At 39.6% G+C, this 25,607-nt stretch carries 30 protein-coding genes and 1 tRNA gene; 21 read left to right on the plus strand and 10 right to left on the minus strand.

Features of this window, described 5'->3' with window-relative positions; genetic code table 11:
• Positions 1-2 precede the first annotated feature (2 nt).
• Positions 3-890: a heme o synthase gene (gene cyoE / locus CVPH_RS00180; protein ID WP_201341559.1), complete on the plus strand. Its 888-nt coding sequence runs from the start codon at positions 3-5 to the stop codon at positions 888-890.
• 12 nt (positions 891-902) lie between these two features.
• Positions 903-1,094, plus strand: a complete 192-nt coding sequence (locus CVPH_RS00185; RefSeq protein WP_201341560.1) for a DUF2970 domain-containing protein — start codon at positions 903-905, stop codon at positions 1,092-1,094.
• Here the strand turns inward: CVPH_RS00185 and CVPH_RS00190 are convergent.
• From CVPH_RS00190 to CVPH_RS00200, 3 genes are all read right to left on the minus strand, one after another.
• On the minus strand, positions 1,091-1,831 hold the full coding sequence (locus CVPH_RS00190) for an SCO family protein (RefSeq protein WP_225879726.1): 741 nt from the start codon (positions 1,829-1,831) through the stop codon (positions 1,091-1,093). The genes CVPH_RS00185 and CVPH_RS00190 overlap by 4 nt on opposite strands.
• Before the next feature lie 16 nt (positions 1,832-1,847).
• Positions 1,848-2,819, minus strand: a complete 972-nt coding sequence (locus CVPH_RS00195; RefSeq protein WP_201341563.1) for a COX15/CtaA family protein — start codon at positions 2,817-2,819, stop codon at positions 1,848-1,850.
• 93 nt (positions 2,820-2,912) lie between these two features.
• Positions 2,913-3,737, minus strand: a complete 825-nt coding sequence (locus CVPH_RS00200; protein WP_201341565.1) for a DUF2189 domain-containing protein — start codon at positions 3,735-3,737, stop codon at positions 2,913-2,915.
• A gap of 211 nt (positions 3,738-3,948) precedes the next feature.
• On the opposite strand from CVPH_RS00200, the gene coxB reads away from it, so the two are divergent.
• The 11 genes from coxB (at position 3,949) to CVPH_RS00255 (ending at position 12,734) form a co-directional block, all read left to right on the plus strand.
• Positions 3,949-5,058, plus strand: a complete 1,110-nt coding sequence (gene coxB, locus CVPH_RS00205) for a cytochrome c oxidase subunit II (RefSeq protein WP_201341567.1) — start codon at positions 3,949-3,951, stop codon at positions 5,056-5,058.
• Positions 5,059-5,080: 22 nt separating this feature from the next.
• Positions 5,081-6,685 (plus strand): cytochrome c oxidase subunit I, encoded by a 1,605-nt coding sequence (ctaD, locus tag CVPH_RS00210; RefSeq protein ID WP_201341569.1) that lies wholly within the window; start codon positions 5,081-5,083, stop codon positions 6,683-6,685.
• Between the two features lie 90 nt (positions 6,686-6,775).
• Positions 6,776-7,309: a cytochrome c oxidase assembly protein gene (locus CVPH_RS00215; RefSeq protein ID WP_201341571.1), complete on the plus strand. Its 534-nt coding sequence runs from the start codon at positions 6,776-6,778 to the stop codon at positions 7,307-7,309.
• A 17-nt stretch (positions 7,310-7,326) separates the two neighbouring features.
• A complete protein-coding gene (locus tag CVPH_RS00220) occupies positions 7,327-8,211 on the plus strand; it encodes a cytochrome c oxidase subunit 3 (RefSeq protein ID WP_201341573.1) in 885 nt (294 codons plus the stop codon).
• Between the two features lie 64 nt (positions 8,212-8,275).
• Positions 8,276-8,503 carry a twin transmembrane helix small protein gene (locus CVPH_RS00225; protein ID WP_201341574.1) on the plus strand — a complete coding sequence of 76 codons (228 nt, stop codon included), beginning with the start codon at positions 8,276-8,278 and terminating at the stop codon, positions 8,501-8,503.
• On the plus strand, positions 8,500-9,192 hold the full coding sequence (locus CVPH_RS00230; RefSeq protein WP_201341576.1) for an SURF1 family protein: 693 nt from the start codon (positions 8,500-8,502) through the stop codon (positions 9,190-9,192). The genes CVPH_RS00225 and CVPH_RS00230 overlap by 4 nt, the downstream gene beginning before the upstream one ends.
• Positions 9,193-9,317: 125 nt before the next feature.
• On the plus strand, positions 9,318-10,736 hold the full coding sequence (gene ccoN / locus CVPH_RS00235; RefSeq protein ID WP_201341578.1) for a cytochrome-c oxidase, cbb3-type subunit I: 1,419 nt from the start codon (positions 9,318-9,320) through the stop codon (positions 10,734-10,736).
• 15 nt (positions 10,737-10,751) lie between these two features.
• Positions 10,752-11,483: a cytochrome-c oxidase, cbb3-type subunit II gene (gene ccoO, locus CVPH_RS00240; RefSeq protein ID WP_201341580.1), complete on the plus strand. Its 732-nt coding sequence runs from the start codon at positions 10,752-10,754 to the stop codon at positions 11,481-11,483.
• Positions 11,483-11,623 (plus strand): cbb3-type cytochrome c oxidase subunit 3, encoded by a 141-nt coding sequence (locus CVPH_RS00245; RefSeq protein WP_201341582.1) that lies wholly within the window; start codon positions 11,483-11,485, stop codon positions 11,621-11,623. The genes ccoO and CVPH_RS00245 overlap by 1 nt, the downstream gene beginning before the upstream one ends.
• A 23-nt stretch (positions 11,624-11,646) precedes the next feature.
• Positions 11,647-12,549 carry a cytochrome-c oxidase, cbb3-type subunit III gene (gene ccoP / locus CVPH_RS00250; RefSeq protein WP_201341583.1) on the plus strand — a complete coding sequence of 301 codons (903 nt, stop codon included), beginning with the start codon at positions 11,647-11,649 and terminating at the stop codon, positions 12,547-12,549.
• A gap of 109 nt (positions 12,550-12,658) precedes the next feature.
• Positions 12,659-12,734 (plus strand) — tRNA-Thr (locus tag CVPH_RS00255).
• An 81-nt stretch (positions 12,735-12,815) separates the two neighbouring features.
• Here the strand turns inward: CVPH_RS00255 and CVPH_RS00260 are convergent.
• From CVPH_RS00260 to CVPH_RS00275, 4 genes are all read right to left on the minus strand, one after another.
• On the minus strand, positions 12,816-12,992 hold the full coding sequence (locus CVPH_RS00260) for a hypothetical protein (RefSeq protein WP_201341584.1): 177 nt from the start codon (positions 12,990-12,992) through the stop codon (positions 12,816-12,818).
• Positions 12,993-13,048: 56 nt separating this feature from the next.
• Complete coding sequence (locus CVPH_RS00265) at positions 13,049-13,345, minus strand: hypothetical protein (RefSeq protein ID WP_225879727.1); 297 nt, start codon at positions 13,343-13,345, stop codon at positions 13,049-13,051.
• A 163-nt stretch (positions 13,346-13,508) separates the two neighbouring features.
• On the minus strand, positions 13,509-13,904 hold the full coding sequence (locus CVPH_RS00270) for an O-antigen ligase family protein (RefSeq protein WP_201341586.1): 396 nt from the start codon (positions 13,902-13,904) through the stop codon (positions 13,509-13,511).
• Positions 13,894-14,178 carry an O-antigen ligase family protein gene (locus tag CVPH_RS00275; RefSeq protein WP_201341587.1) on the minus strand — a complete coding sequence of 95 codons (285 nt, stop codon included), beginning with the start codon at positions 14,176-14,178 and terminating at the stop codon, positions 13,894-13,896. Before CVPH_RS00275 ends, CVPH_RS00270 begins: the two co-directional genes overlap by 11 nt.
• Positions 14,179-15,341: 1,163 nt before the next feature.
• On the opposite strand from CVPH_RS00275, the gene CVPH_RS00280 reads away from it, so the two are divergent.
• The 8 genes from CVPH_RS00280 (at position 15,342) to CVPH_RS00315 (ending at position 18,077) form a co-directional block, all read left to right on the plus strand.
• Positions 15,342-15,569 carry a hypothetical protein gene (locus tag CVPH_RS00280; protein ID WP_225879728.1) on the plus strand — a complete coding sequence of 76 codons (228 nt, stop codon included), beginning with the start codon at positions 15,342-15,344 and terminating at the stop codon, positions 15,567-15,569.
• An 8-nt stretch (positions 15,570-15,577) separates the two neighbouring features.
• On the plus strand, positions 15,578-15,844 hold the full coding sequence (locus tag CVPH_RS00285) for a hypothetical protein (RefSeq protein ID WP_225879729.1): 267 nt from the start codon (positions 15,578-15,580) through the stop codon (positions 15,842-15,844).
• A 201-nt stretch (positions 15,845-16,045) separates the two neighbouring features.
• Entirely contained in the window at positions 16,046-16,441 is a 396-nt protein-coding gene (locus tag CVPH_RS00290; protein ID WP_201341590.1) for a hypothetical protein, read from the plus strand.
• Entirely contained in the window at positions 16,431-16,868 is a 438-nt protein-coding gene (locus CVPH_RS00295; protein WP_225879730.1) for a hypothetical protein, read from the plus strand. The genes CVPH_RS00290 and CVPH_RS00295 overlap by 11 nt, the downstream gene beginning before the upstream one ends.
• A 282-nt stretch (positions 16,869-17,150) precedes the next feature.
• Complete coding sequence (locus tag CVPH_RS00300) at positions 17,151-17,321, plus strand: hypothetical protein (protein WP_201341592.1); 171 nt, start codon at positions 17,151-17,153, stop codon at positions 17,319-17,321.
• Positions 17,322-17,328: 7 nt separating this feature from the next.
• Positions 17,329-17,454 carry a hypothetical protein gene (locus CVPH_RS10585; RefSeq protein ID WP_281064648.1) on the plus strand — a complete coding sequence of 42 codons (126 nt, stop codon included), beginning with the start codon at positions 17,329-17,331 and terminating at the stop codon, positions 17,452-17,454.
• A gap of 202 nt (positions 17,455-17,656) precedes the next feature.
• Positions 17,657-17,842, plus strand: coding sequence for a hypothetical protein (locus tag CVPH_RS00310; protein ID WP_201341593.1), 186 nt, complete (start codon positions 17,657-17,659; stop codon positions 17,840-17,842).
• A complete protein-coding gene (locus tag CVPH_RS00315) occupies positions 17,835-18,077 on the plus strand; it encodes a hypothetical protein (protein ID WP_201341594.1) in 243 nt (80 codons plus the stop codon). The genes CVPH_RS00310 and CVPH_RS00315 overlap by 8 nt, the downstream gene beginning before the upstream one ends.
• A 173-nt stretch (positions 18,078-18,250) precedes the next feature.
• Here the strand turns inward: CVPH_RS00315 and CVPH_RS00320 are convergent, their stop codons facing one another.
• From CVPH_RS00320 to CVPH_RS00330, 3 genes are all read right to left on the minus strand, one after another.
• Entirely contained in the window at positions 18,251-24,757 is a 6,507-nt protein-coding gene (locus CVPH_RS00320) for a cadherin domain-containing protein (RefSeq protein WP_201341595.1), read from the minus strand.
• A 63-nt stretch (positions 24,758-24,820) separates the two neighbouring features.
• Entirely contained in the window at positions 24,821-24,979 is a 159-nt protein-coding gene (locus CVPH_RS00325; protein ID WP_201341596.1) for a hypothetical protein, read from the minus strand.
• Positions 24,954-25,481, minus strand: coding sequence for a hypothetical protein (locus CVPH_RS00330; protein WP_201341597.1), 528 nt, complete (start codon positions 25,479-25,481; stop codon positions 24,954-24,956). Before CVPH_RS00330 ends, CVPH_RS00325 begins: the two co-directional genes overlap by 26 nt.
• Positions 25,482-25,607 lie beyond the last annotated feature (126 nt).

The following is a 25,607-nucleotide window of genomic DNA, read 5'->3' on the forward strand; positions in this document are numbered from 1 at the left end:
AGATGATAATGCCTTCAATCAGTGACTTGCTAGCTTTGTGTAAACTTAAAGTGGTAGCGCTGATATTGCTAACAGCAGTAGTGGGCATGTTTTTGGCCGTGCCTGCGCCGTATTTACCTAATGGGTTTTTGGTACTGAGCGCCTCAATTGGTATTAGTATGGCGGCCGCCTCAGCTGCAGTATTTAATCATGTGGTTGATGAACAGATTGATGCCCAAATGTCTCGCACTAATAAACGCCCTTTACCGCAAGGGAAAGTAAGCCGAAACCAAGCGTTGGTGTGGGGCGTGTTTTTAGGACTTGTTGGTCTTGGTACTTTGCAGTTATTTGTTAATACCGTTACCACGGTGCTTACGTTCGTTTCACTGATTGGCTACGCCATTATCTATACCTTGTATCTTAAACGTGCAACACCGCAAAATATTGTTATCGGTGGCGCAGCAGGTGCAGCACCTCCGGTGCTAGGTTGGACGGCAGTGTCTGGCACTCAAGGCATTGAGTATGCTTGTTTGTTGTTTTTAATTGTTTTTATCTGGACGCCACCACACTTTTGGGCACTGGCCATTCATCGGGTTGAGGAGTATAAAAAGGTTGATGTCCCAATGTTGCCAGTAACACATGGGCTGGCCTACACCAGAACACAGATTTTGTTATACACAGTATTGTTGCTGCTGGTTAGTTTATTACCTTACTTAGCGGGCATGTCAGGGCTTATTTATTTAGCAGTAACAACAGTGCTAGGCATTAAATTTTTGATGTATGCGATTAAAATCTATAATAATCCAGATGATAAAAGGATTGCTTGGCGTACTTTTATGTACTCAATTAATTATTTAATGTTGTTATTTGCTGCACTATTATTTGATCATTATTGGCTAATATTGCCCTAGGAGGTTTTTTAAATGAAAGGATTGGGGCAAGTATTTAAAGCGGTAACGTCTGCCATGATTGGCGTGGGCAAAAAAGAAGACTTGGCTAAGGACTTTGCACGCACTGAAAAACAAGGCCCGTGGGCCTACATTATTGTTGGACTGATTACGACCTTTGCTTTTATCGGTTTAATAATAGTGGCTGTTAAGTTGGTATTGCCTTAGTCAAGCGTTTCAATAATTATATCAAGCGCAACTGCTATTTTTTTAGCGTGGTGCGGGTTGGTTAATAATCCAGTTAATTTAAGACTGGGATCCAACAATAAATAACTAGTAGTGCGATTAATTAAGTAATGATTATTCATGTTTATAGATTTGTGGTTGCTATGGTCTTTGGTAGACCTTTGTTTTGTTTGTACCACTTCGTGATAAACACCCAGTGCTTTTGTTATTTTGTTCAAGACCTCTTTTTTAGCGCTAAGCCCTATAAATTTTTTGTTAGAATGTTGCGTAAAGTCAGATAAACGGCCTATATCACGCTTTGGATCAACAGAGATAAAAACAACTTGCAACTTGTCTGCCAGTTTCATTAATGTAAGCGTTTGGTTAAGTATGGACAAGTCTATTGGGCACACATCTGGGCAAGAGGCATAACCAAAATATAGCATTGTCCACTTATTTTTACTTACCTCAGAGAGTGTTATTTTGTTGTTATTGTCATCAATTAATGGAAATTTATCCTTCAGAGATTTTGGGCTTGAATACAAGGAAACACTAGGAGAAACCTGTTCTTGCAATTTCGTCAGTTTGTTGGTATTAGGCGAGGCAAGTAAAAAGTAAGCCAAGATAAACATAACAATACTTAGCCCAAGGAGAACATTACGTGTTTTTTTAATTTTCGCGCAATCCTTGTTGTCGCTATAAGCGATAAATCGTTTGTTGTTGTGCTTTTTCATAGCCATGCTTTTTGACAGTTGTTTATGTTGGCACTTTAAAGGCTCTATGCACAAGTTTAATAACGCTAAGTAACAATAATAACGCTACTATAGTATGCAAAACCGCTATTATTATTGGCAATGAAAGGACGACATTAAGAATACCAAGTGTGACTTGTGTTGTTAATAAAATAGCAATCAATATTAAATTTGACCTGAAGCGGGTGTAATTTCTAAATAAATAAATAAGTAGCAGTATGAGCAGGGTTGTTATTAAGGCGCCAATACGGTGAATCATTTGAATGGCAGAACGTGCCGGGTTTTCTAATATGCCGTATTCATAATTAGCACCCAATGGCCCCCAATATAGTGCGCTAGAAAAATCCATATTGGGCCACCAATCGTTCAAGCATTTTGGAAAGTATTTGCCACAAGACAGTGCTGCATAGTTGGTGCTAGTCCAACCGCCCAGAACAATTTGTAAGCTCAGTGTGCCCAGAACAATTAATAATATAAGTTTATGTTTTTTAAAAGTGTGCTGATAGATTGCTGGTGGCTTGCTTTGGTTAAGTAGCATCCAAATTAGCAATGCAGTCGTCACAAAGCCACCTATTAAATGCAAAGTGACAATGCCAGGATGTACCAGTAGAGTAACTGTCCACATGCCAAATGCGCCTTGCAGCATAACAAAAAAGGTGCTAAATCCAGGTAGTTTTAGTGACTGATAGCGTTGTGGGTTGCCTTTTAGTGCTAAGAAAAATAAAACAAGTATTGTCAGCCCAAGTGAGGAAGCAGCATAACGATGTAGCATTTCTTTCCAGCCTTTTGCAGCCTCTAGTGGACGTGAAAACCCTTGAATGGTAGTGCCATCTTTAACATCAGGAACGCTTAATTGACCATAACACCCTGGCCAGTCTGGGCAACCTAATCCAGCATCGCTTAGACGTGTGTAGGCGCCTAGAATAACAACAATAAATGCTAAGATAATTGAAATTTGTAGTATTGTTCTAAACATTTATTACCGTCAAACCCCCCCCTTGTGTGTTTTGCACAAGGGGGGTTGAAAAAGTGTTACTAAAAAAGAAAACCAAGCGTTTTTAATTGGTTGTTACTCCATCTCACCAATCATAGATTTATAAGCATGCCAAGTAGCGTGAGCCAATATTGGGACAGCAACCACCATGCCTATAAAATATGGCGTTAATAAACTGGCTAAAACAATAACACCAACAATTGGCACCCATATTAGCATTACAATTTTATTGGCTAACGCAGTCCTAATACTGGTATTAGCAGCTGTAAATGGGTCAACATCTTGATCCAACACCATCGGAAAAGAAAACCAACTAATCATGAAAGATACCCAAGCAATAGCAGCAGTGAAAACGCCATAAACAATTAGGAATAACGGGTTATTAAAGCTGGTAATATCAGCCAAAATAGCCTCCATAATTGTTTGGTTTTGGTTAACAAAAGTGTCGGTGTTAAGCACCGCATAAATAAGCGGTGTAAATATCATCCACATAATTGCCAACACAATCAAAATGACAGATAAAAACAGTGAAGGACAAGAGCCATTGGCTTTGAAGGCAGATTTAATAACCATTAGTATAGACCCAAGAGAAAGGTTTTCTCCAGCAGACAAACGCTTTGAGGCGTCATACATGGCCATGGCGGAAATAGGGCCAAATATAATAACCACAATGGCTAATAAGGGCGCTGAAAGGTCACCAAGTGTCGGTGAGTTTGATAAAAAATCCCAGTAAAAATAGGTGAATGAAGTAAACAATGCACCATAAAATAATGCCAATGTTGGGCACTTCATAAAATCTTCTGCACCTTGTTTTAGCCACGTAAAAGGTGCGCCATAACTAACTTGTTTAATACGAGCTTTTTTATTTAGGCCTTTAGCCATCCGCTGTGTTTGTAGCATTTTTAATCTCCTCAAGATGTAATATCATCTACATTAAAACAGACCTTTTTATACCTGTCAAGAAAATAGTTGAATAATTGACTCAAATCAAGGAAATTTATTATTATTTGTGAACGAGAAAAATAATTGTGTATCATGGTGGCAGTTTTCAGTACAACAATGCATTGAAAACCTACGATACCTGTTTATTTTTTTAGGAGAGAGAGGAGTTATGAGCAAATTGACGTCTCGCTTGGGCGGTTTGATTGCAATGGTGTCAGCAAATGCATTTGCTGAGTATGGTTTTAACATGACGCAAGGGGTTACCTCGGTCAGTCGTGATATCTATGGCTTGCACATGATGGTGTTTTGGATTTGTGTTGCCATTGCTGTTATTGTATTCGGTGTTATGATTTATTCGCTGGTCGTGCATCGTAAATCTCAAGGCGCCGTGGCTGCAAATTTTCATGAAAGCACAAAGGCCGAACTACTTTGGACAGGCGTGCCTATTATCGTTTTAGTATTAATGGCAATTCCTGCTTCAAGTGTGCTGATTGATTTAGAAGATACTTCTAAAGCGCAAATGACTATTAAGGTTACAGGACATCAGTGGAAATGGCAATACGATTACCTTAAAGAAGGCATTAGTTTTATCTCTAATCTTAAACAAGATTCTAAAGATGTGATTTATTCTGGAAATAGACATAAGAATTATTTGTTAGAAGTAGACAACAACTTAGTGTTACCAGTAGACACCTCTATTCGTTTTTTAATTACCTCAAACGACGTTATTCATAATTGGTGGGTGCCTGATTTTGGTGTGAAACAAGATGCCAACCCAGGTTTCATTAATGATGCATGGGCGCAGATTGATGAAATCGGCACTTATCGTGGTCAGTGTGCTGAACTTTGTGGCAAAGACCACGGCTTTATGCCAATTGTGGTTGATGTGGTTTCCAAAGCAGATTACGCTAAGTGGGTATTAAAGCAACAGGCCGCTAAAGCAGCAATACTTGCCAAATCAAGCAAAACTTGGCGTGAAGATGAGTTAATAAGTCTAGGTCAAAAAGTTTATAATACAAACTGTTCTAGTTGTCATGGCATTACTGGTAAGGGTATTCCTGGTGTTTTTCCAGCACTGAAAGGCAGTCCTGTTGCAACTGGCGATATTAAAAAACATATTAGTATTGTTTTGCACGGAAAGGCTGGAACAGCAATGGCTGGTTATAAAAATATACTAGGAGATGCTGATATTGCGGCGGTAATCACTTTTGAAAGGACTGCTTTTGGCAACCAAATGGGCGATTTAATTCAGCCAGCACAAATTAAAGCGGCACGATAATTAAAGGACATAGGAGAATATCATGACAACAGCAATTGCTCACACTGACGACCATCACGGCCCTGAAAAGGGCCTAATGAGGTGGATTAAAACAACCAACCACAAGGATATTGGTTCACTATATTTATGGTTTGCATTTACCATGGTGCTCATTGGTGGCGTAATGGCAATGGTTATTCGCATGGAGTTATTCCAACCAGGTATGCAATTGGTTGAGCCACAATTTTTTAATCAGATGACAACCATGCATGGTTTGATTATGGTGTTTGGTGCGATCATGCCTGCGTTTGTCGGTTTAGGTAACTGGCTTATTCCAATGATGATAGGTGCGCCTGATATGGCATTGCCACGGATGAATAACTGGTCTTTTTGGATTTTGCCATTTGCTGGCGGTATTTTATTAAGCACGTTTTTTATGGAAGGCGGCGCGCCTGCATTTGGCTGGACATTTTATGCACCATTATCAACAACGTTTGCACCAGACAGTACTGACTTCTTTATTTTTTCAGTGCATTTATTAGGATTTTCATCCATCATGGGTGCGATTAATATTATTGCAACTGTGCTTAATATGCGCGCACCAGAGATGAAACTTATGGATATGCCATTGTTTGTATGGACATGGTTAATTACCTCATTTTTACTGATTGGTGCGATGCCAGTACTTGCGGGTGCAGTCACCATGATGTTGACAGATCGTAATTTTGGCACAGCATTTTTTGATGCAACAGGTGGCGGTGACCCAGTATTGTTTCAACATATCTTTTGGTTTTTTGGACATCCTGAAGTTTATATTATGATCTTGCCAGCGTTTGGCGTGATTTCACACATCATTCCAACTTTTGCGCGCAAGCCTTTATTTGGCTATTCGTCGATGGTTTATGCCACTGCGTCGATTGCATTTTTATCCTACATTGTGTGGGCGCACCATATGTTTTTAACTGGTATGCCAGTTGCAGGCGAGTTGTATTTTATGTACGCCACCATGCTCATTGCCGTGCCAACGGGCGTTAAGGTGTTTAACTGGGTGTCAACCATGTGGAGAGGCTCTATGACTTTTGAAGCACCAATGTTATGGGCGATTTCATTTGTATTCTTATTCACGATTGGCGGTTTTTCTGGTTTAATGCTGGGTATTGCACCGGCTGATATTCAGTATCACGATACTTATTTTGTGGTTGCACACTTCCATTACGTATTGGTGACAGGTGCGTTATGGTCTATCATTGCAGCAACGTTTTACTGGCTGCCTAAATGGACAGGCAAAATGTACAACGAAACTTTAGCAAAGGTGCATTTTTGGTGGGCAGTTATTTCAGTGAATGTATTATTCTTTCCTCAGCATTTTTTAGGGCTGGCAGGTATGCCTAGGCGTATTCCTGATTATTCGTTGCAGTTTGCTGATTTTAATATGATTTCCTCTATTGGTGGTTTTGCGTTTGGCGCATCATTTATTTTATTCACCTATATTGTGATTGATTGTATTCGCAACGGCAAGCCAGCAGATGCTCGTCCTTGGGAGGGTGCTAAGGGTTTAGAATGGACTTTAGAGCCTAAGGCGCAGTATCATAGTTTTAATACGCCACCAACAAGAGCATTAATTGAGAAAGAATCTCAACACTCTTAATGGCAAATAAAAACAATCAAGGCGTGGTAATTACCGTGGTAATTACTAGCGCTATTGCAATAGGTGTGTTTGTAGCAACCATTGTATTGTATGGCTAAAATAGAGAGCAGGCAAAAAATAACAAAGAAGTTTTGGACAAAACTATTTCTAGCACCAATATTGATGTTTTTCTTTGCTTATGCAATGGTGCCTATTTATGATGTGTTTTGTGAAATTACTGGGTTTAATGGCACAACAGGCAGGGTGGATAGTGAACAGACGTATGTTGTAGATGAGACACGTAAGGTTGAGGTCAGTTTTTTTGCCATGACAATGGGCGGCTTCCCAGTCCAATTTGGACCTAAAGTGAGTTCAATGGCGGTCATACCTGGTAAGTTTTATACCACCAGCTATATTGCCAAGAACAATACTGATGAAATTGTTATCGGACAAGCAGTTCCTAGTGTTGCACCGACAGATGCCGCTGCATATTTTAAAAAATTAGAGTGTTTTTGTTTTAATAAACAAGTGTTTAAGCCACATGAGCAAGTTGAGATGACTTTAAGATTTGTGATTGAACCAGAATTGGACGAACGTATTAAAGATGTGAGTCTGTCTTATAACTTTTTTAAACTTAAGGGCTAAAAAAAGGGGGGAGAACTATGAACGAACAAGAATATTATGTACCAAGTGGCACCTACTGGCCTATTATCGGCTCAATTGGTGTTGCCACTCTATTTGTAGGTTTTGCTAATCAAATGCATGGTGCCAGTTGGGGCGGGCCAATCATGGCTTTAGGGTTTGCTATTTTGGTGTTTATGATGTTTGGCTGGTTTGGCCAAGTTGTTAAGGAAAGCACTAGCGGTATGTACAATAGCCAAGTTGATCGTTCATTTCGTTGGGGCATGAGCTGGTTTATTTTTTCTGAGGTGATGTTTTTTGCTGCCTTTTTTGGTGCGTTATTTTATGCAAGGCAATTATCAGTTCCGTGGCTAGGTGGTGCAGATAATAATATGTTCACCCCAGAGTTATGGGACGGTTTTAGTGCAACATGGCAGCAAATTGCCTTTAATACGCCAGGTGCAACGCTACAGTCAGGCACAGCGGTTTCTGTGCCAACACAATTGGTTGATGCTTGGGGCTTGCCAGCACTTAACACTGCATTATTATTATTATCAGGTGTTACTTTAACATTTGCACACCACGCATTGCGCACGCGGCATCGTAATAAAATTATTGGTTGGTTGGTTGCCACCATTGTTTTGGGTGTTTTATTTTTAGGTTTTCAAATTACTGAGTATGGACACGCATATCATGATGGTCTAAAACTAACCTCTGGTATTTACGGATCAACGTTTTATATGTTAACTGGCTTTCACGGCTTCCATGTAACAGTGGGCGTGATTATGTTAACAGTTATTCTTTATCGTGTGCAAAAAGGACATTTTAGTGCAGACAATCACTTTGGCTTTGAAGGTGTTGCTTGGTATTGGCATTTTGTAGATGTGGTTTGGCTGGGTTTGTTTATCTTTGTATACTGGTTATAATTAGTTATAGAATCGAAAAAAAGACCCCGTTTGGGGTCCTTTGTTTATCGCGTAGGAGGCATTAATGACACAAATTATTATCATTATTATTATTGTCACCATTTTAATAGCGTTAGGTTCAGGCTTATTAGGTATGCTTAGAGGCGGGTCAGCTGGTTCAGATAAAATGTTCAAATCATTAGTGATACGCGTGGCTTTATCCTTGTTCTTGTTTATCTTAGTTATGTTCGCTGCGTTTATGGGCTGGATAGAACCAAATGCGGTTATGATGGATGTGCCCACACCTAAGTGATTAAACGCAGCATTTTTATACCTGCAATTTTAATACTTTCAAGTATTTACGGACTAGTGTTGTTAGGATTTTGGCAACTTGAGCGTGCTGATGAAAAACGAGCTATTGAGCATGAGATTGTATTAGCGCAGCAAAGCCCAGCCCAATTGATAACGAGCGTAGATGAGTTATTAGATAAAGAGCATTATCAAGTTTTACTAAAAGGTCGTTATGACACCAATAAACAGTTTATTTATGACAATCAAATTGTTAAAGGTAATGCTGGTTATTATGTACTCACGCCATTCATTTTAAGTGATAAAACTGCTATTTTAGTAAATCGAGGTTTTGTACCTTGGCATGGGAAGCGCGAGCAATTGGCTAATATCAAGCTAGATAATTTGCCAAGAGTTATTAAAGTGGGGCTGATTAAGCCTGTTGAGCGTATTAAACTCAAGCAACAACCAATCAAGCCAAATTTTCCGATATTAATTCAATCTTTGAATTTGGACGAATTATCCATGCTGTCTAATTATCAAATTGTTGTGATGTTGGCACGTCTTGATGTTAAAGCCAGTGATGGCTTTTTTAGGCAATGGCAACCTTTTTACGGTAGTGTTGATAAGCACTTAGGCTATGCACTGCAATGGTTTTTAATGGCCTTGGTGTTAGGTATTATTGCCTTAAGACTGTTGATGAAAAAAAAATAAGAAAAATTGATTTATACCAAGCAACCATGATGCGGTTAACTGTATCATAAGCGCTAGTGTAGAATTCAAACCTATTTCTTTTATTAAAGAATCAGGATATTAACTAAAAATAAAGAGGGCTATTGATGAATTTAACAGAAAAGTATGATTTGGGTATTGTTAAATGGTTTACCATTATGGCATCTGTTTATTTAGTAGTAGGCACACTGCTTGGTGTCTACATTGCCTCTGAACTAGCCTTCCCGTTTCTTAATGATTTAGGTACAGATTTACCTTATTTCCAATTTGGTCGATTGAGACCTTTGCACACCAATGCTGTTATTTTTGCTTTTGGCGGCTCAGCGTTGATGGCAACCGCTTTTTATATTGTACAGCGCACTAACCAAACTCGTCTTTGGTCCAATAAAATGGCTTGGTTTACGTTTTGGTCATGGAATACTGTGATTGTTTTGGCGGTCATTACGTTGCCTTTAGGCTTGACTCAATCTAAGGAGTATGCAGAATTAGAATGGCCGATTGATATCTTAATTACCCTGTCATGGGCTACTTACTTATATAACTTTATTATGACCATTCACATTCGTAATCGTAATAAAGTGCCACATGTTTATGTGGCTAACTGGTTCTTTATGGGCATGATGGTCATGGTTACTTATCTTCATGTGGTTAATAATTTATCTATTCCAGTGAGTGCTTTCAAATCTTATTCAATTTTCTCTGGTGTGCAAGATGCGATGATTCAGTGGTGGTGGGGTCATAATGCTGTTGGCTTTTTCTTAACAGCAGGGTTCTTGGGTATTATGTATTATTTTGTACCAAAACAAGCACAGCGCCCCGTATATTCTTATCGCTTGTCAGTGATTCATTTTTGGGCACTAATGTTTGGCTATGTTTGGTTAGGTGCACACCATCTTCAATATACGGCATTGCCAGATTGGGCAGGCTCATTGGGCGCAACAATTTCACTAGCCATGATTATTCCATCATGGGGTGGCGCACTTAATGGTATCTTGACGTTATCAGGTGCTTGGGACCGTTTGCGTGAAGACTACATCTTGCGTTTCTTGATTATGTCTTTAGCATTTTATGCTATGAGTACATTTGAAGGCCCAGTTATGGCAGCGAAGACAGTTAATGCCTTATCGCATTACACAGACTGGACGATTGGTCATGTGCATTCTGGCGCATTGGGTTGGAATATTATGGTGGCAGCAGGCGCAATGTACCATATGATTGAGAAAATCTATAACGTGAAAATGTCGCAAAAGCTCTTGGGCATTCACTTCTGGGTGCATACGATTGGCACGGTGGTTTATATTGTGGCGATGTGGGTATCAGGCATCATGCAAGGCTTGATGTGGAGAGCGTATGATGAATACGGTACACTGGCTTATACGTTTGCTGAGTCAGTATCAGCCATGCATCCTTATTATGTCATGAGGGCTGTAGGCGGTGCATTGGTATTAGTAGGTGCAATTATCATGTTAATTAATATTGTGACGACTATTCGTAGATCAGGCGCTGGTCAAACGGCTAACGTATAAAGAGGGAACGAAACTATGGCAAATAAAAACGTAAAAGAAAGTTTACAAGTTAAGCTAGAAAAGAATGTTTTTGGTATGTATTTGTTTATGGCGCTATCAGTGTCATTAGCAGGTATTGTAGAGATTGTTCCTTTGTTTACCAATCCTGAAGCAGTCAAGGACGAAGTGATTGCAGCTGACGGTAGCACAAAAAGTTTATTATGGCTTCGTTCTGAAGGTCAAGAGTTGTCTGACTGGAGGCCTGGTGATGGCGTAAGACCCTTAACCGCTTTAGAATTAGCAGGTCGTGATATTTATCAGCGCGAAGGTTGTTATTTATGCCATTCGCAAATGATACGTCCATTTAGAGATGAAAAAGAGCGCTATGGCCATTTTTCGTTAGCGGTAGAGTCAAAATATGATCATCCATTTCAATGGGGATCTAAAAGAACAGGTCCTGATTTAGCGCGCGTTGGCGGTAAATATTCTGACGAGTGGCATATTTTGCATTTACGCCACCCACAAGCGGTTGTACCAGAATCAGTTATGCCAAAATATCGTTTCTTAGAAAGCGCCTTAGTTGATGGCGAAACAATTGCCACACACATGAGCGGCTTGTCTAAAGTCGGCGTACCTTATACACAGGCAGATATTGCACAAGCACCAGCTTCTGTTGAAGGTAAGAATGAAATGGATGCAATGGTGGCTTATTTGCAATCATTAGGCAATATGATTAAATTTGAAGACGGCGTTACTTACAGAGAGTAATGACTTTAGTTGACAAAATTGGTGCTGTTGTGGCGATTGTTATATTTGTGTTATTAGCGATTGCTTATTTTTATGCTTTTAGACCAAAAAACAAGCAAAAATTTGAAGACTTGCGCAACGTTGTGAACGACAAAGATTGATTGGGTTAAGAGGAGAAAAAACAATGAGCGAACATAAAAACCCATTCCCAGGTGAGAACAATACAGGGCATTTTTGGGATGAAGAAAACGACATTAGAGAGCTAAATAATCGCCCACCAAGATGGTATATGCTGTCCTTATATATTGGCACACTTGCTATTGTGGTTTACACGCTCTACTATCCAACCATTCCTTGGTTTGGTGAGCACAACAAAGGCTTTGCCAATTGGACGCAAATTAGCGAAATGAACGAAAGTGTTGCTCAATTAGAGGCTTATCGTGAAAAAAGATTTGCCGATACTGAAAAAGCCATTGCTGAAAAATCATTAGAAGAAATTGTACTTGATGATGAGTTAAGAACTTATGCCATCAAAACAGCCAAGGTTCTATTTGGTGATAATTGTGCAGCTTGCCACGGCGCTGCTGGTCAGGGTAATGTAGGCTTTCCTGTTCTAGCTGATGATGATTGGCTGTATGGCGGTAAGCTAGCACAAATTAGCACAACCATTTCTAATGGCCGCAAAGGTAATATGCCAGCACGCATGTTGGGCATTTCAGATGCTGATGCAAACACATTGGCCACTTTTTTAATTGAAACAGGCAAGGGCAGAAAGGGCAACCCTGACCCAGCTTCTAAGGCCTTATATATGAGTAAGGGCTGTATTGCTTGTCATGGTCCTGATATGAAAGGCAATCAGTTGTTAGGCAGTGCTAATTTAAGTGATGGTATTTATCGCTTTAAAGCAGACGACCAGCACGCATCAGTCGTGCGCACAATCTTACATGGCGTGGGTCAAACAAATGATCTATTAACGCAAGACGCTGTTATGCCAGCATTTGGTCATTCAAGTGTTATTGATGCCGTTCAAATTAAAAAACTTACTGTTTATGTGCGCCAATTAGGTGGCGGTGTTGCCGTTAAATAAAACACTTAACGCCTCTACTATGAGGCGTTTTTTAATTTTAAAAATTATTTAAAGGCCTATTTATTTTTTAAAAATTTATTAGATTTGTAGGTATAATTCCTCTTTTAACGCCGAAGTAGCACAGTTGGTAGTGCAACTGATTTGTAATCAGTAGGTCGCCAGTTCGAGTCCGGCCTTCGGCACCATATCAAGTCTAAATTAATAATAATCCTAATTTCTATATCGTGTAGGTTGATGGTAACCTTATAAAAAGCAAAAATGACTACTTATCGCTGGCTAAACGCAAGATTAACCCTTTTTATGATTGCCTCATAAGGCCCAAAGCCGTAACGTCCATCAAAATAACGCAACCATTTGAGCATTTGTTCATAATGATAAGTGGCTTTTTCTTTGTTGTTTTGTCTAATATAAATCAGTGTTAATTGTGCATGTGCCTTAAACACTACGGCGGTTAACTTTAAGCATCGTTTCTAGCGTTTTAAGAGCCTGATCAATTTATTTATTCTGTGTATAAGCCGGGGGTTGCTAATAATAATAAATTTTTATCAAAATTAGGCTTTAATTTTAAGGCGCAGTTAAACATTTGGATTGCCATTTCTATTTTGCCTATTTGTAAACTCACAACCCCTAGCATTTGTAGAGTATAAACGTTGTTAAAGTCATGGTTGAGTGATTTTAATGTGTATTTAAAAGCAGCACTATTCTGTTTAACCATTCTTAACCGTTGTGCTATATTGTAATAATGCGTTGATAACGTCCTGTTATACACTTGCCAAGAAAGAAGCAAACCCAGCATTAATAATTTGCCAAAATAAATGCTAAAGTGATGGTATTTAATTGTCCCTTGTTTGATAGATAACTTAGCAATAAAACCAATATAACTCGGCCCTTGGCGTTAATACACGTAATGGGAATGAAAATAAGGCATTAATGGAAAAGCCAACAAGCGCCAACAAGCGCTAACACAAAGCCAAACATAAATAGCATGTTAGCAAGCCTGCCTTATTAAGCAAACTGTAAGCAGACTTAACAGTGAGTGCAACTAGCCATAGTAAAAATCCGTATCCAATTAACCCAACATTTGTAAACATTTCTAAATAGCTATTGTGCAAACGTTGCAGGCGAGTTTTTCCATTAAAGATAAGGGCTTTTGCCACCTCGTCATAATAAAGTGGGTAGACCTGCTCCCAATTACCAACACCAGCACCCCATATCAAAAAATGATCTTTAATCATCCCTAAAGTATTCAACCAAGTGGGTATTCTGGTATTAGAACAACTAAGTGCATTGTTTAAATATTCAGGCATGCCAGCAACATGCCACTGCCAGCCTTGATTGATATAATTAATCAACACCAACCCAATCATCACAGAAAACTAACCAGCACGAGTGTTGGTATGTATTAAAAATGCAGGCAATAATAACGCTTGAGATGGTATAAAAAACAATTTTTTTAACTTTGTTTTCATACAACATAAACACCAAGGCAAGCGGCAAGGTCATCATTAGAAAATACGCCGCCATATTTTTATTGCCAAAGGTTGAAGCGGTCGGTATCGCTTGTCTAATAGAGGACTGAATTTCAATATGATTAGGAAAATAATATTGGATTAGCCCAATAATACTCATCAGTACCGTAACAAGAACAATGGTGAGTAAGAAGTGTTTAATTTAAAATTCATTGTTAAAATTATTCACCACTAAGAACAGTGCTAACCCCATCAGTAAATACTGAGTGATAAAATATTGTGCAGAATAAGTATCTATCAAGTACAAAACCCCCAATCCACACCAAGCAATAAAGCCGATAATTGGAAAATAAAATTGGGTTTTGACAACCCTAAATCCTAATTCATTGTCTTGTTTTAAGGCTCATAATATTAATAAGCCAAACAGCGCTATAACAGCATAAAGTATTTTTAAATCTTCTGGCGTGACAATCAAAGACTATCCTGGCACTATTAATCCGATAGGTGCGATCATAAGGATGATAAGAGGGTAAGGCAGTTTGTGAGGCATGAATAACTTTAAAAATAAAAGATTATAAACAAGTTGTTTATATTTTTTGCTTTATAATTAACGTACGTGTGTGTTTTGGTGTTATTTAGATAGGAGGCCTGAGTATGAAAAAGATATTTTTAAAGGGTTTAATATTATTTACTTCTTTTGGATTTGGTTCTGCAAATACGGCTAATATTCAAGGGGACATCCATGTTTGTAAAGGTATTGATGTTTGAGGGGCATCTGTCAAGACGGCATGGTGTGCTGGCGCTAGTAATGGCTATGCAATACGATCTTAAGTAGGTACTACAACCTCCCACGAGTTTGGATTTCTTTTAATAGCTATGGTAGTATTGCATTTGATGCAGAGGTAACACTATCTGATTTGGGGCAGGCTTGTGGGGATAACAGCAATGGTAATACAGTAGTAACACCGCCGCCTGCCCAAAAAAACCAATAAAGCCCCTATTCTGTTGATCCATCAGCACCCCCAAGGCCTCTTAGTAGAGCATTTTAGGATGTTGCCATTACCGCTGTATTGTGCTTGTTTTTTAGCGATAAAAAGTGTGCAAGTAAGCAGTGAAAATTTATTAGACGCCACAGCTGTGAATGGTTCAGGTGTATTGTTGCCATCAGTCATACATTCGTATTATGCAGAAAAGTTGGCCCAAAAAAACAGCTTGTTTTTCCTACCAAGGCTAGACGCAAAATCCAAAAAACGCTGCTTATTGTAGTGGATTTAACTCTAATACCGACTCTAGTCTTCCTTACTTATAAGCCGGCTGCTTTTCATGTCATTGACAAAGATGGAAATAGCAGCACCTCCAATTATTGCTGTGTCAGTTAAACTCGTCATGATTAATATTGTATTTTTTCTATTTATTGCTATTAATATTCCAGTTAAAGCAGTAAATATAGAGCAATTGTTAAACTCTAGTGATGTAGATAATAGCAGTAGCTTTAATGCGAGAGATACTTTAACAGTTTCTTTTAATGAGGCTGTAAGATTAGCAGTCTAACTACTGATGTGACTAATGTCTTTAGTCTTAACAGTTCTCATACATTGGGCACAGGTTTCAGTGTTGTTGCAGTGGGGGATGCTAATGGTTTTAGTACTCAGTTTAGGATTATTTTAGGTACGAGTCCTAGTATTGTTGCAATAGATACGCTTAGTGTTGTTAAGGATAGGGTAGAGGATGGCCCAGGTAATAAGCCAAAGGCTGGTTTAACTTTTAGTGTGCCTTCTGTTTGTGGTTTCAGCAGCGGATGGGACTATACCTATTACGCAAAGTGATGCTGATACAAGTGGTAGTTACAGTGCTGAGGATACGATTATAGTTAAGTTTAATAAGGCTGTTAGTTATTTCTCTTGTGCTTGGTGATTTTAGTGTTGCTGGTAAGAGTTTTGGTGCTGGGGTTACATTGACTGCGGGCACTGAGGGTCCAACGGGTTATACAACTGAGTTTACGATTACTTTGAAGGTGGGTACAACGGTTGTTCAGGGGGAAAATCTCGGTTGATGGTACTAAGGTGATTGATGAGGCGAGTGCGTTTGCTAGTAGTAAGGTTGTGTTTACTTTGGCTGATATTACGCCACCAAATGCGAGTGGTAGTACTGTGCCAGGTGGTGTTGGTAGTGGTAATACGGGTAGCTATGGTACGGGCGATACTTTGCTGATTAACTTTAGTGAGGGGATTAAGGTTTCAGAGATTGGTGATGGTGATTTAGGCACAACTATTAATCTAAGTGGTACGAGGTCAACTTTTGGTACGGGTGCTACGATTGTTACTGCGAATGCTGCGGCTGGTTTGGCCACCCAATTCATTATCACCTTAGGCACGGGCACTGATGTTACTAGTGGTGATACGATTACGGTTAATGTGGCTTGATGGAAAAGATATTGATGACGATGGAGATATGAATGATCAAAGTATTGGTAATACTGTTAGCCAGTGGAGAGATAAATCAGGTAATAATATTCACATATCAAGTAGTAGTACTGAAAGACTAACTGTGTCTGCAGGAGGTGTTAATTTTGATGGTTCAAATGACTATTTGACAACAACGGATGGAAATGCATGGAGTTTAGGTTCTTCTTATACGGCATTTTATGCTGTTGATTCAGACAAACAAAGTAGCTCTCAAGATATATTAATAGCAAAAAACTCTGCTGGAAATTATATTCTTACGGAGTATAAGGGAAATGGAAGTTTGAGAGTGCTTTATCGTTCTCCTCCAGGTATTTCTGGCGGTATTGATTCAACGTCAAGTTTAAGTGAGGCAGCACATAACACACTAACTGTTAGTTTAGAATAAGGTATACAATAAATGCTTATAATAATGGAGGGGTAACAGATACAGCATCAGGCACAACAGGACTTGCAGACGGGATCACAGAATTTACACTTGGTAGACTTTATGATGGTAGTGGTGGTGGAGCCTAACGATATTTTGATGGAGATATGAATGGAATACTCTATTTTCAATAGGGCTTTGAATACAACAGAAAGACTCCAGGTTAATAATTATTTAAGTTCAAAATGGGTACATCATTAGCTTCAAATCTTGATTATCTAAAGGATGCAGGCGATTCTATTTTTGCGGGTAATAAAGGAACTGGTTCATCAACCACTGACCTGCCAAAGTGGTGTTGCTAACATGCGTTCCGATACTGTATGGTATTTTAATGCAATAGATATTGCTACTACAGGTGGTAAGGTTAATCTTGGTTTTGATTTAGCTAAGTTAGGCTTAGAGGTAACAAAGTGATTATGTCTTGTTATGGCGTAGTAGCCAAACGGGCCAGTTCTATCAAATCGTTGTTGCTGACAGTGCAACGGGCAACAACATCAGCTTTAACAACCTAAATGTCGATACACTAGCAACTGATGGCATCATTTAAACCCCAACAGATTTAATCAAAGATGGTTACATCACCATAGGGGCTAAAGACAACAGCGCTCCTGAGTATCAAAGTGCAGAGGTTAGTGGCAATACAGTCACATTTACATTTGATGAGTATCTAAATACCACTTTGATTCCCGATGCCAGTGCTTTTAGTGTTGATGTTGGTGGTAGTAGGAACGTGACAGGCGTTGCAATCAGTGGTAAGAAAGGTTGTACTCAACATCAATGGTGCAGTAATCGCTGATGGAAATAGCGTTAAACTAGACTACACAAAACCATCTAGTGGTGCAGTGCTAGAAGACACTCAGGGTAATGATGCAGCAATCCTAACCAACTTAATCATTGGTACTGAAGGCAGTAATACACTGGCAGGTAGTGGCTAACGTAGACATCATTGCCGGTAATGCAGGTGCAGATACACTAACAGGTAACGGTGGTGCTGATATCTTTGACTACAACAGCACAACTGATGGTGGCGACATTACCATTAAGATTGATGCTGATGGGGGTAGCAACTTTGCTTCGCCGGATATCACTATCACTTTAATAGGAGCAGGTATTACAGGTGCTGAGACGATATTGGCTAGCTTTGTTGATGATAGTATTATTATTGGTTAGTTTGTGCTATTGGACCAACAAGAATATAACCCTTATTTAACAACCAGGCCTAACGCCTGGTTGTTCTTAGGCTGTCCTCAGAATGTAAGCACTGTCTTTAATTTAATGCTTTGTAAACGCTTTAACTTTACCACCTATTGTTTAACACTCTAATACCAACTTTTAGCCTAGTCTTACTCAAGCACCAAGTTACCATCACTAGCCATAGTAAGTAAATTAGCATTAGTCACCCCTGTTAAGGTAATGCTTATATCTTCAGAAAACGCACCGCCGACAGCACCATTCTTATCAACATTAATGACGGTGTTGTCACCACTTGCAGTTAAGTTGATAAAGTCAGCTAGATCAGCAGCGTTATAGTCGGTGAGTAAGTCTTTAAGGTTAAGAGTGTCTTTGTTAGCACCAGTACCGATGGTAAAGTCAGCGATGCTATCAGCACTGCTGTTTGCTGCGGCATCACTCCAGGATTTATAGACAAAGGTGTCGTTGCCGCCTCTGCCATAGACTAGTTCATTAAATGAAGACATATTAATGGTGTCGTTGGCGCCTGCACTTCCGAATACAACAAGTTCTTGAGCACTAGCATCGTAGGCAAGGGTTGTGTCTTCGTAGATGATGCTATCACCAGTGTCCATCAAGACACTTAGGATAGAAACATTGGTGTCTAGTTGTGTGTTATTGATGGTGAGCATATTGGCTTCGCCGTTTTGCATGTTAATAAGCTCAATATTAATTAGACTTACTAAAGTGGTATCTAGGTTGATGCCTGAAGCGTTAGAGAGTTTGACCACATCGTAGCGCAGCTTGCCATCTAGTGTAACCAGCGTACTTTCACCTGCATAGGTAAATACATCATTATTAGCACTACCAAGCAAAGCTGTGGGCGCCACCGCTTCGGTGTTGGAAGCGTGTACTAGGAAATCACTGACTTCGCCACTTTGATAAACTTTATAACCATAACCAAAGCTCATGAGCGTCCAAGCATTACCTAACGCCAAGCTACTTCCTTTCAGTGTTCCATCGGCAGCTTTATTGTCACCATCCACAAAAATACCTTGTTTGGCATCCACATTATTTTCTGATGGTGTGCCAGTGCCTGTGTGATTATAGTTGGCGGTAAAGACTAATTGTAAAACCTGATTACCTTGTAGTATGTTGTTAGCATCTAAACGACCATTATTGGTCGCTTCACCTGCATCCCAATAAGTGTTTCCATCACCCCACGGAGTATGGGCTATGATACGTCCCTTACCAGAAGCCGTCCCTAAATTAAACAATGTACCGTTTCTTGTAATATTAAATTCATAGGTCACATAGATTTCAAGATTAGTCACAGTGCCGCCACCGGTTCCTGTTACTTCCATAAAGTCATCATAACCACCATTCAACCCTCTATTAAAACTGATAGTCGCTTGACCGTTAGAGATGGTCTGAACAATGCCATCACTAACAATAACACCTTGTTGTGTACCAACTGTTTGAGTCATATCCTGCCCATTGCCAGTTTGGTCATACCAAACACTGACATAACCTGTATCGCCTGTACCTGTACCAACAAAAGCCAATAAAGCTTGCGTATCCAAATTGCCATACTTATCAAAGTCAATATCTAGTTCGGTATCATCACTAGAACGTCGGACTCGAATAGCATTTGTCGCTAAATCTGAGTTAACATCTTTTAGACTGTAGGCCACTGCCAGTTGAGTAACGTCTACTTCAGCAATCTCACCAATACCTGTTGCCTTAGAAATTGTACCCTCTGTTGGATTGGTTAGGTTAACAATGATATTCTGATTCACTTCTTTATAGTAATCACCCTTTACTGTGAAGGTAATTTCTTTAAAGCTTTCACCTGCTTCAAAGGTGGCTGTGCCAATAGCATTACCACTATAGTCATCATCAATACCATTAGCAGTACCGCCTGACTTAGCCAAACTTAATGTTGTATCTACTTCATAATCAACCGTCCCTGCTGCTGACAAATCCCCCTCTCTAATCACCATAAAGGTCATGGTCTTTGTCCCTGTTGTGCCTTCAATCACTCTTGAGTCAGAGATAGAATAAGAAGACGCTTGCTTGGTTGCTGTTTCTGTTCTGGTTGTCATGTTGCCTGCAGCATCGGTGATGTTGACTTGAACACCTAACTGACTCGCAGTAATGTCTGAATAACTGATTGGACTACTGTCTGAATCGGGAGTTATGGTTGCTAAATTGAGTGTCCAGTTACCACTAGCATCACTAGTCACTGTGTAAGTGGCATCATCATAGCTGTTGTCATTGTCTGTATCTAGTTTAATCTCAACCGTTATGTTGGCACTGGTTTGTCCTGTGATGGTTGGCAAGCCAGTGATGACTTCATCAATCACCACAGTGCTAACAGGTGCGCTCTTATCCACAGTGATGTCTTGTGATAGTTGCGTGGCAGGGTTGCCATGGCCATCATTGGCATTAACAGTGACTGCATAAGTTGTGCCTTCGGTTAGCACACTTGTGCCTGTTGAGGGAATGTTAACATTCCAATTACCACTAGCGTCTGTTACTGTTGTTGTGTAAGTTTGAGTGTTAAGTATAATACTCACTTCACTGCCTATGGCTAAGCCTGTAGAAGTGCCTGTGATACTAAAGCCACTGGCAGATTCAGCAATGTTAATGACATTGTCATTGCCAACGATGGCGTTATTATCAGTTAAAGTCAACGTTGGTGCAGAAGGTGGCGTGGTGTCAAAGCTTTGGGCATCAGCAAGATCTTGAGTGTGGTTTATATCAAAAGGATCATTGCCATAGATATCTGTCAGCCCTGTTTTTTCTATTTTTAGACGAGCCACAGTAACATCAATGGCATTTGCACCTGAAGGCGGGGTGACTGAAACAGTCCATTGTATGCCAGAACTTCCTGAAAACTCAGTAAGGGTACCTATGGTCCAGTTTTTAGTGTCTATTACTTCCCCTGAGGCATCTACTAAAACGACGTCGTTTAAGGTGAAACTGGAGGTTACACCATGACTGAAAGTCACGGTGTATATTACTGCTCCAGAACTTGCCAAACTAGCCGTTGTTACAAGGGTTGGTCCTGAAGTAAACGCTCCAGCATCTCCAGAAACTTGCATCCAACTGGCTACTGCAGTTGGATCGGTTGCAAAATCTGCTGGATTAGCAACACTTTCCCAGAACCACTTCGTAGTACTATTTAACTGACTGATATGGTAACCACTGCCTGTTCTTGCCCAAAGGTACCAAGTTTCACTTGTAGTACTATTAAGGTATGAATAAACAGGCTTATCAGTGTCTATTGCACCATTGCTCGCAGCAGGATCAAAATCTGCAGATAATGTCAAATTAGAAGGACCTGCAACAAGTATATAAGCACCGTTTACTTCGGCATCAACACCTGAAACATTAACAACTGAATGATTGTCGGTAACAGAGGTTATAGTTGGTGCAGTCGTAACGACAGTCATAGTCGCAGTTGCAGAGGTTCCCGGATTGCTACTAGCATCTATATAAGTGAAAGTTGCTGTACGAGCGCCATCAGCTGGAGCAGACTCTATGTTTTGTAATTTAATAGCTTCAACAATTGCTTTAACATTAGCTGGAGAGAAAGCGCCGCTGCCAGTTTTAGAAATGGTTAGCGTATTGCTAGAAGTAACATAACTGTAATCAATACCAACACCATCAACTGTATGAGTACCACTGAAATTAGCATTAATTAACTGAGCTGTATCTAATACTAACTTATCTCCCGTTTGCTTACCACCAAGCACCATCTTAATTTGTGCTATGTCTGTTGCAGTTGGCGCAGCTATATCAGCATCAAAAGCAATACCACCCGCTATGTCCGCCTTGTTAGCAGTTACTGCACTAGTAGCGCCTATTGCGCCACCAGGATCTAGGTCTACTGCGTCTGGCGCTATTTCATCTAAATCATTAATCGTTAAAGATATAGTTTGCTTTGTTTCATTGCCAGCATCATCTGTTGCCACAACTTCAAAGCTATAATTTGCTTTTACCTCTGCATCAGGGTTGGCTGTGAGTGTTACTACACCAGAATTGTTAATGCTAAAGGCGCTTTCATCGCCACCAGTAGTACCTAAAGTATAAGTTATATTGCCATTGGTGCCATTGCCACTATCTGTTGCTGCAACAGTATAGATTGTTTGAGTTGTGCCAGAGTTCTCATCAATTGTAGTTGCTGTTGTGCTAGAGGTAAAAGATGGGGCTACATAGTCAATGGTTATTGCACCCAATAGAGTGGGTTGGGAATAATTACCATACTCATTTACTTGTTTAACCTGCACTTGACCTTGTACATAAGATTGGCTTGATAGTTCAAATGATGCACCTGAGCCTTTTATCCAATTTTCACCACCATCAGTAGAGTACTCCCAAGTACCGCCACCAGTTACATTAATTACTTTATTGCTAGTAATACTATTATCAGCAGCACCTGTGTCACCAGCAGATGCAAGTGTTAATGTAGCAGTAGCAGTAGCAGTTGATACATCTATTGATGTCACACCGTAGTGAGAAAGAGTGACGGCATTTGAGTCATCTTGATCTGCAATTTTAACTTGAATGTCGCCTACTGTATGAGGATTTGACCCTGTCAATTCAAAACTACCATTGCCTGTACCGCCTGTTGCCCAATCTATACTGCCATTAATTGTGAACTCCCAAGTAACGTCAGAGCCAGTAATTACATTAATAGTGGCATCCTTGGTTTTACCATCAGATGTATCATTACCTGTATCGCTGTTAAGACTCAATGCTAAACTTGACCCTGTAATTTCTGTAGCATTTTTAAGTACTGTGGACTCATTGCCTGCAGCATCTATTTTTTTAACGTGTATTTGATTTGCTGCATAGACGACATTAGCAGCCAAAGAAAAGCTAGAACCCACACCTACTTTCCAAGTACCATCAGCTCCATTTTTAGTAGAATACTGCCAAGTATTGCCAGTTGCTATTTCTGTTACATCTATCACTGAGGTATTAGACAAGCTTAGTGCTGTTGAGGTGGCCCCATTTGGCACTTCTCCATCAACAAAAATTGTACCATTACTGTCTAATGTCTTTTCAGTACCATCTATGGAGCCAGGAAGATTGCCCGTACCATTTCGAACCATAATGTCTGCCTTGTTGTAAGCAGTTGCGTTTTCGGCTAAATCAAAGCCAGTATCAGTGCCTGTAGACCAATTTGCGCCAGCATCAATTGAGTAAACCCAATTTGACTCAACACCAACAACATTAATTCTTATACGGCCACTGCCAGCAGTGGCAGCAGTCGGGTTACCATCAGCATCGACAGCCTGAACAATACCATCTGTTGCACTAGTGCCCGTATCTTCAAAACCTAACGTAATTGTAATCTCAGTAGAAGTGTCAATAGCATCAGTACTTTTAATGGCGGCGGCTAATCCTGAATCAACATCAATCTTGCTATTGCTTGTTTCGGCTTTAGAAGCACCATCAAGCAAATTCTGTTGACCGGTTTCAGTTAGTTTTAAATCAGCGCCTGTGCCTGTTAACTTTTCTTCAAACTGCTCAATGGTTGCAGCCATATTGCCTTCGTTTTTGCTTGAGTTTACACCAGATAATGCTGCTAAAGCATTACCATAAGCATTAGAAGTAGAGGTTTCGCCATCTTGTGTTGTTACTGTTTGTACTTTAGTGGTGACCACATCAGCAGGATTGCCATCAACATCATTACCCAAACCAAAGGCCTTGGCCACGCCTTTATTAGTGTTATTGACAGTGGATGCATCCAACGTAACGCCTGTAGGCAATCCACCAGACGTGGTTAAACCCATTCTAAGTGCAGCTATGGTTGTTAATGGTGTAATGTTAACACCAATATTGCCACCTTTAGAGGTGTCAATAACTGCTAATAATGTAGCAGATATGTCAGTATCTACGCCTGTTGCCTCGTCTCTAAAGTCGGCCTCGTCACCATTTTTATCAATTAATTTGGCAACAATAATACCCTTATAATCACCAATAGAAAAATCGTACTCACCTGAGCTATCAAGACGCGCACTCTTGAAAAGGACTAACTCTCCATTGATGTATTTGTACAATTCAATAAATCCGCCATTATCTTCAATAAACTTACCTGCACTAGCGACCATCTGAAGGACGCCTTCCAAAGAAGAAACACCACCACCTGCACCTGCCAAGCTACCTAAGGCTTCACCACTACCTATACTTAAAGATGAAAACATACCAGTAAGAAGGTAAACGTCGTTAAAACTTTCAGCAAACAACGCAGATTGATGAGTAGCGATGGCTGATAATGCAGACTCATCGCCATAAAAATGAATGATTTGTGAGCCATCAGCAAGCGTGACAGAACTACCTTCAATAACATGATAAATGCCGCCTTCGCTTGGTAAAGATACCAAACAAGACAAATCACTTGTGCACACTTCAAAATATCTATCAAACACAATAGTGGTACCATTAGGTAACAGCACTTCCAAATCATCGCTTACTTTTTTGGCAATTAGGTCAAAGTCTTTACCATCTTCGATGCTTAGCTCATAGGCACGACCTGGCATGACCCTAATGTGCTGTTCACCTTTGGTGACAACAACAACTTCTTTACTTAGCGTTTGGGAAAGAGCTTGTGCTTGAGTTTGCAATGCTTTTAATTGTGCCGTTGTTTTTGTGCTGTTAGGTTTCATTATCTTTTCCTATTGTTGTTTTTTTTACTTACCTCTCCCATCATACTTAATTTTAAAGGTATATTACTCGTAATAACAGTAAATACCAAAGGTTATTTTATATTTTCCACCCTCTTTATCAGAAATGGGCTGCACCTCATCAATGATTTTTTTATAAACTTCTTTCCAAATATCAACACTAAATTTAGACAAATATTTAATGTTGATATTTGTGAATGCCATCAACTTTGACGGCTTGTTCTAAAAACGGTGTATCGGAGTTATTTGTTAAATTGCCAATACCTGCCAATGCACGTGCTTGAAGATTATCAGTAAAATCAAGCAATAAAGTTTCTTTATCAATTGTTTGATTTTCATTAATACCAACAGGGATGAATGTCACCTTATTATCAGTTACGCTGACTTGCTTTAAGCGTACCAATTCATCTAAAATGACTGGCTCTAAATCTTGTGCCACCCAAGTGGCAAGGGTTCTTGCGGGAATACTAATCCACTCACGACTGGTTTTGGTTTTGTTGTTAATTAGTTGAGTCACGTAAGTTCTTGATAGCCCACTAACAATACTAACGGCAGCATCCGTTACTTTGCTGCTCTTGTTTTTAATGATTTCATTGGCTTGCTTGACAAACACTTGTTTTATTGCAACATCAAACTCTTTATAGGTGGTGTCTAACTCACTATCGGGGCAATCGTTTTGGGAAAATTTTCTAATTTTTTTTTTCAAAGTTCACTGTTATATAGACAAAAGTTATTTGTGCAAGTTTATTTTTAACTTTTTTGTATTTATGCTTTATTGAGTATAAATTTAAACAGGAATTCTTGGTCAAGTATTGAGGTTTTCAGTGCTTAA

This window comes from Abyssogena phaseoliformis symbiont OG214 (assembly GCF_016592595.1).
In the GTDB taxonomy this organism is placed as follows: domain Bacteria; phylum Pseudomonadota; class Gammaproteobacteria; order PS1; family Pseudothioglobaceae; genus Ruthia.

What these genes read in the sequence shown, in the direction of transcription:
- cyoE (WP_201341559.1), top strand. Translation starts at nt 3, where the DNA reads ATGATAATGCCTTCAATCAGTGACTTGCTAGCTTTGTGTAAACTTAAA.
- CVPH_RS00185 (WP_201341560.1), top strand. Translation starts at nt 903, where the DNA reads ATGAAAGGATTGGGGCAAGTATTTAAAGCGGTAACGTCTGCCATGATT.
- CVPH_RS00190 (WP_225879726.1), bottom strand. Translation starts at nt 1,831, where the DNA reads ATGGCTATGAAAAAGCACAACAACAAACGATTTATCGCTTATAGCGAC.
- CVPH_RS00195 (WP_201341563.1), bottom strand. Translation starts at nt 2,819, where the DNA reads ATGTTTAGAACAATACTACAAATTTCAATTATCTTAGCATTTATTGTT.
- CVPH_RS00200 (WP_201341565.1), bottom strand. Translation starts at nt 3,737, where the DNA reads ATGCTACAAACACAGCGGATGGCTAAAGGCCTAAATAAAAAAGCTCGT.
- coxB (WP_201341567.1), top strand. Translation starts at nt 3,949, where the DNA reads ATGAGCAAATTGACGTCTCGCTTGGGCGGTTTGATTGCAATGGTGTCA.
- ctaD (WP_201341569.1), top strand. Translation starts at nt 5,081, where the DNA reads ATGACAACAGCAATTGCTCACACTGACGACCATCACGGCCCTGAAAAG.
- CVPH_RS00215 (WP_201341571.1), top strand. Translation starts at nt 6,776, where the DNA reads ATGGCTAAAATAGAGAGCAGGCAAAAAATAACAAAGAAGTTTTGGACA.
- CVPH_RS00220 (WP_201341573.1), top strand. Translation starts at nt 7,327, where the DNA reads ATGAACGAACAAGAATATTATGTACCAAGTGGCACCTACTGGCCTATT.
- CVPH_RS00225 (WP_201341574.1), top strand. Translation starts at nt 8,276, where the DNA reads ATGACACAAATTATTATCATTATTATTATTGTCACCATTTTAATAGCG.
- ccoN (WP_201341578.1), top strand. Translation starts at nt 9,318, where the DNA reads ATGAATTTAACAGAAAAGTATGATTTGGGTATTGTTAAATGGTTTACC.
- ccoO (WP_201341580.1), top strand. Translation starts at nt 10,752, where the DNA reads ATGGCAAATAAAAACGTAAAAGAAAGTTTACAAGTTAAGCTAGAAAAG.
- CVPH_RS00245 (WP_201341582.1), top strand. Translation starts at nt 11,483, where the DNA reads ATGACTTTAGTTGACAAAATTGGTGCTGTTGTGGCGATTGTTATATTT.
- ccoP (WP_201341583.1), top strand. Translation starts at nt 11,647, where the DNA reads ATGAGCGAACATAAAAACCCATTCCCAGGTGAGAACAATACAGGGCAT.
- CVPH_RS00265 (WP_225879727.1), bottom strand. Translation starts at nt 13,345, where the DNA reads ATGCTGGGTTTGCTTCTTTCTTGGCAAGTGTATAACAGGACGTTATCA.
- CVPH_RS00275 (WP_201341587.1), bottom strand. Translation starts at nt 14,178, where the DNA reads ATGAGTATTATTGGGCTAATCCAATATTATTTTCCTAATCATATTGAA.
- CVPH_RS00280 (WP_225879728.1), top strand. Translation starts at nt 15,342, where the DNA reads ATGTCATTGACAAAGATGGAAATAGCAGCACCTCCAATTATTGCTGTG.
- CVPH_RS00295 (WP_225879730.1), top strand. Translation starts at nt 16,431, where the DNA reads ATGTGGCTTGATGGAAAAGATATTGATGACGATGGAGATATGAATGAT.
- CVPH_RS00320 (WP_201341595.1), bottom strand. Translation starts at nt 24,757, where the DNA reads ATGAAACCTAACAGCACAAAAACAACGGCACAATTAAAAGCATTGCAA.
- CVPH_RS00325 (WP_201341596.1), bottom strand. Translation starts at nt 24,979, where the DNA reads ATGGCATTCACAAATATCAACATTAAATATTTGTCTAAATTTAGTGTT.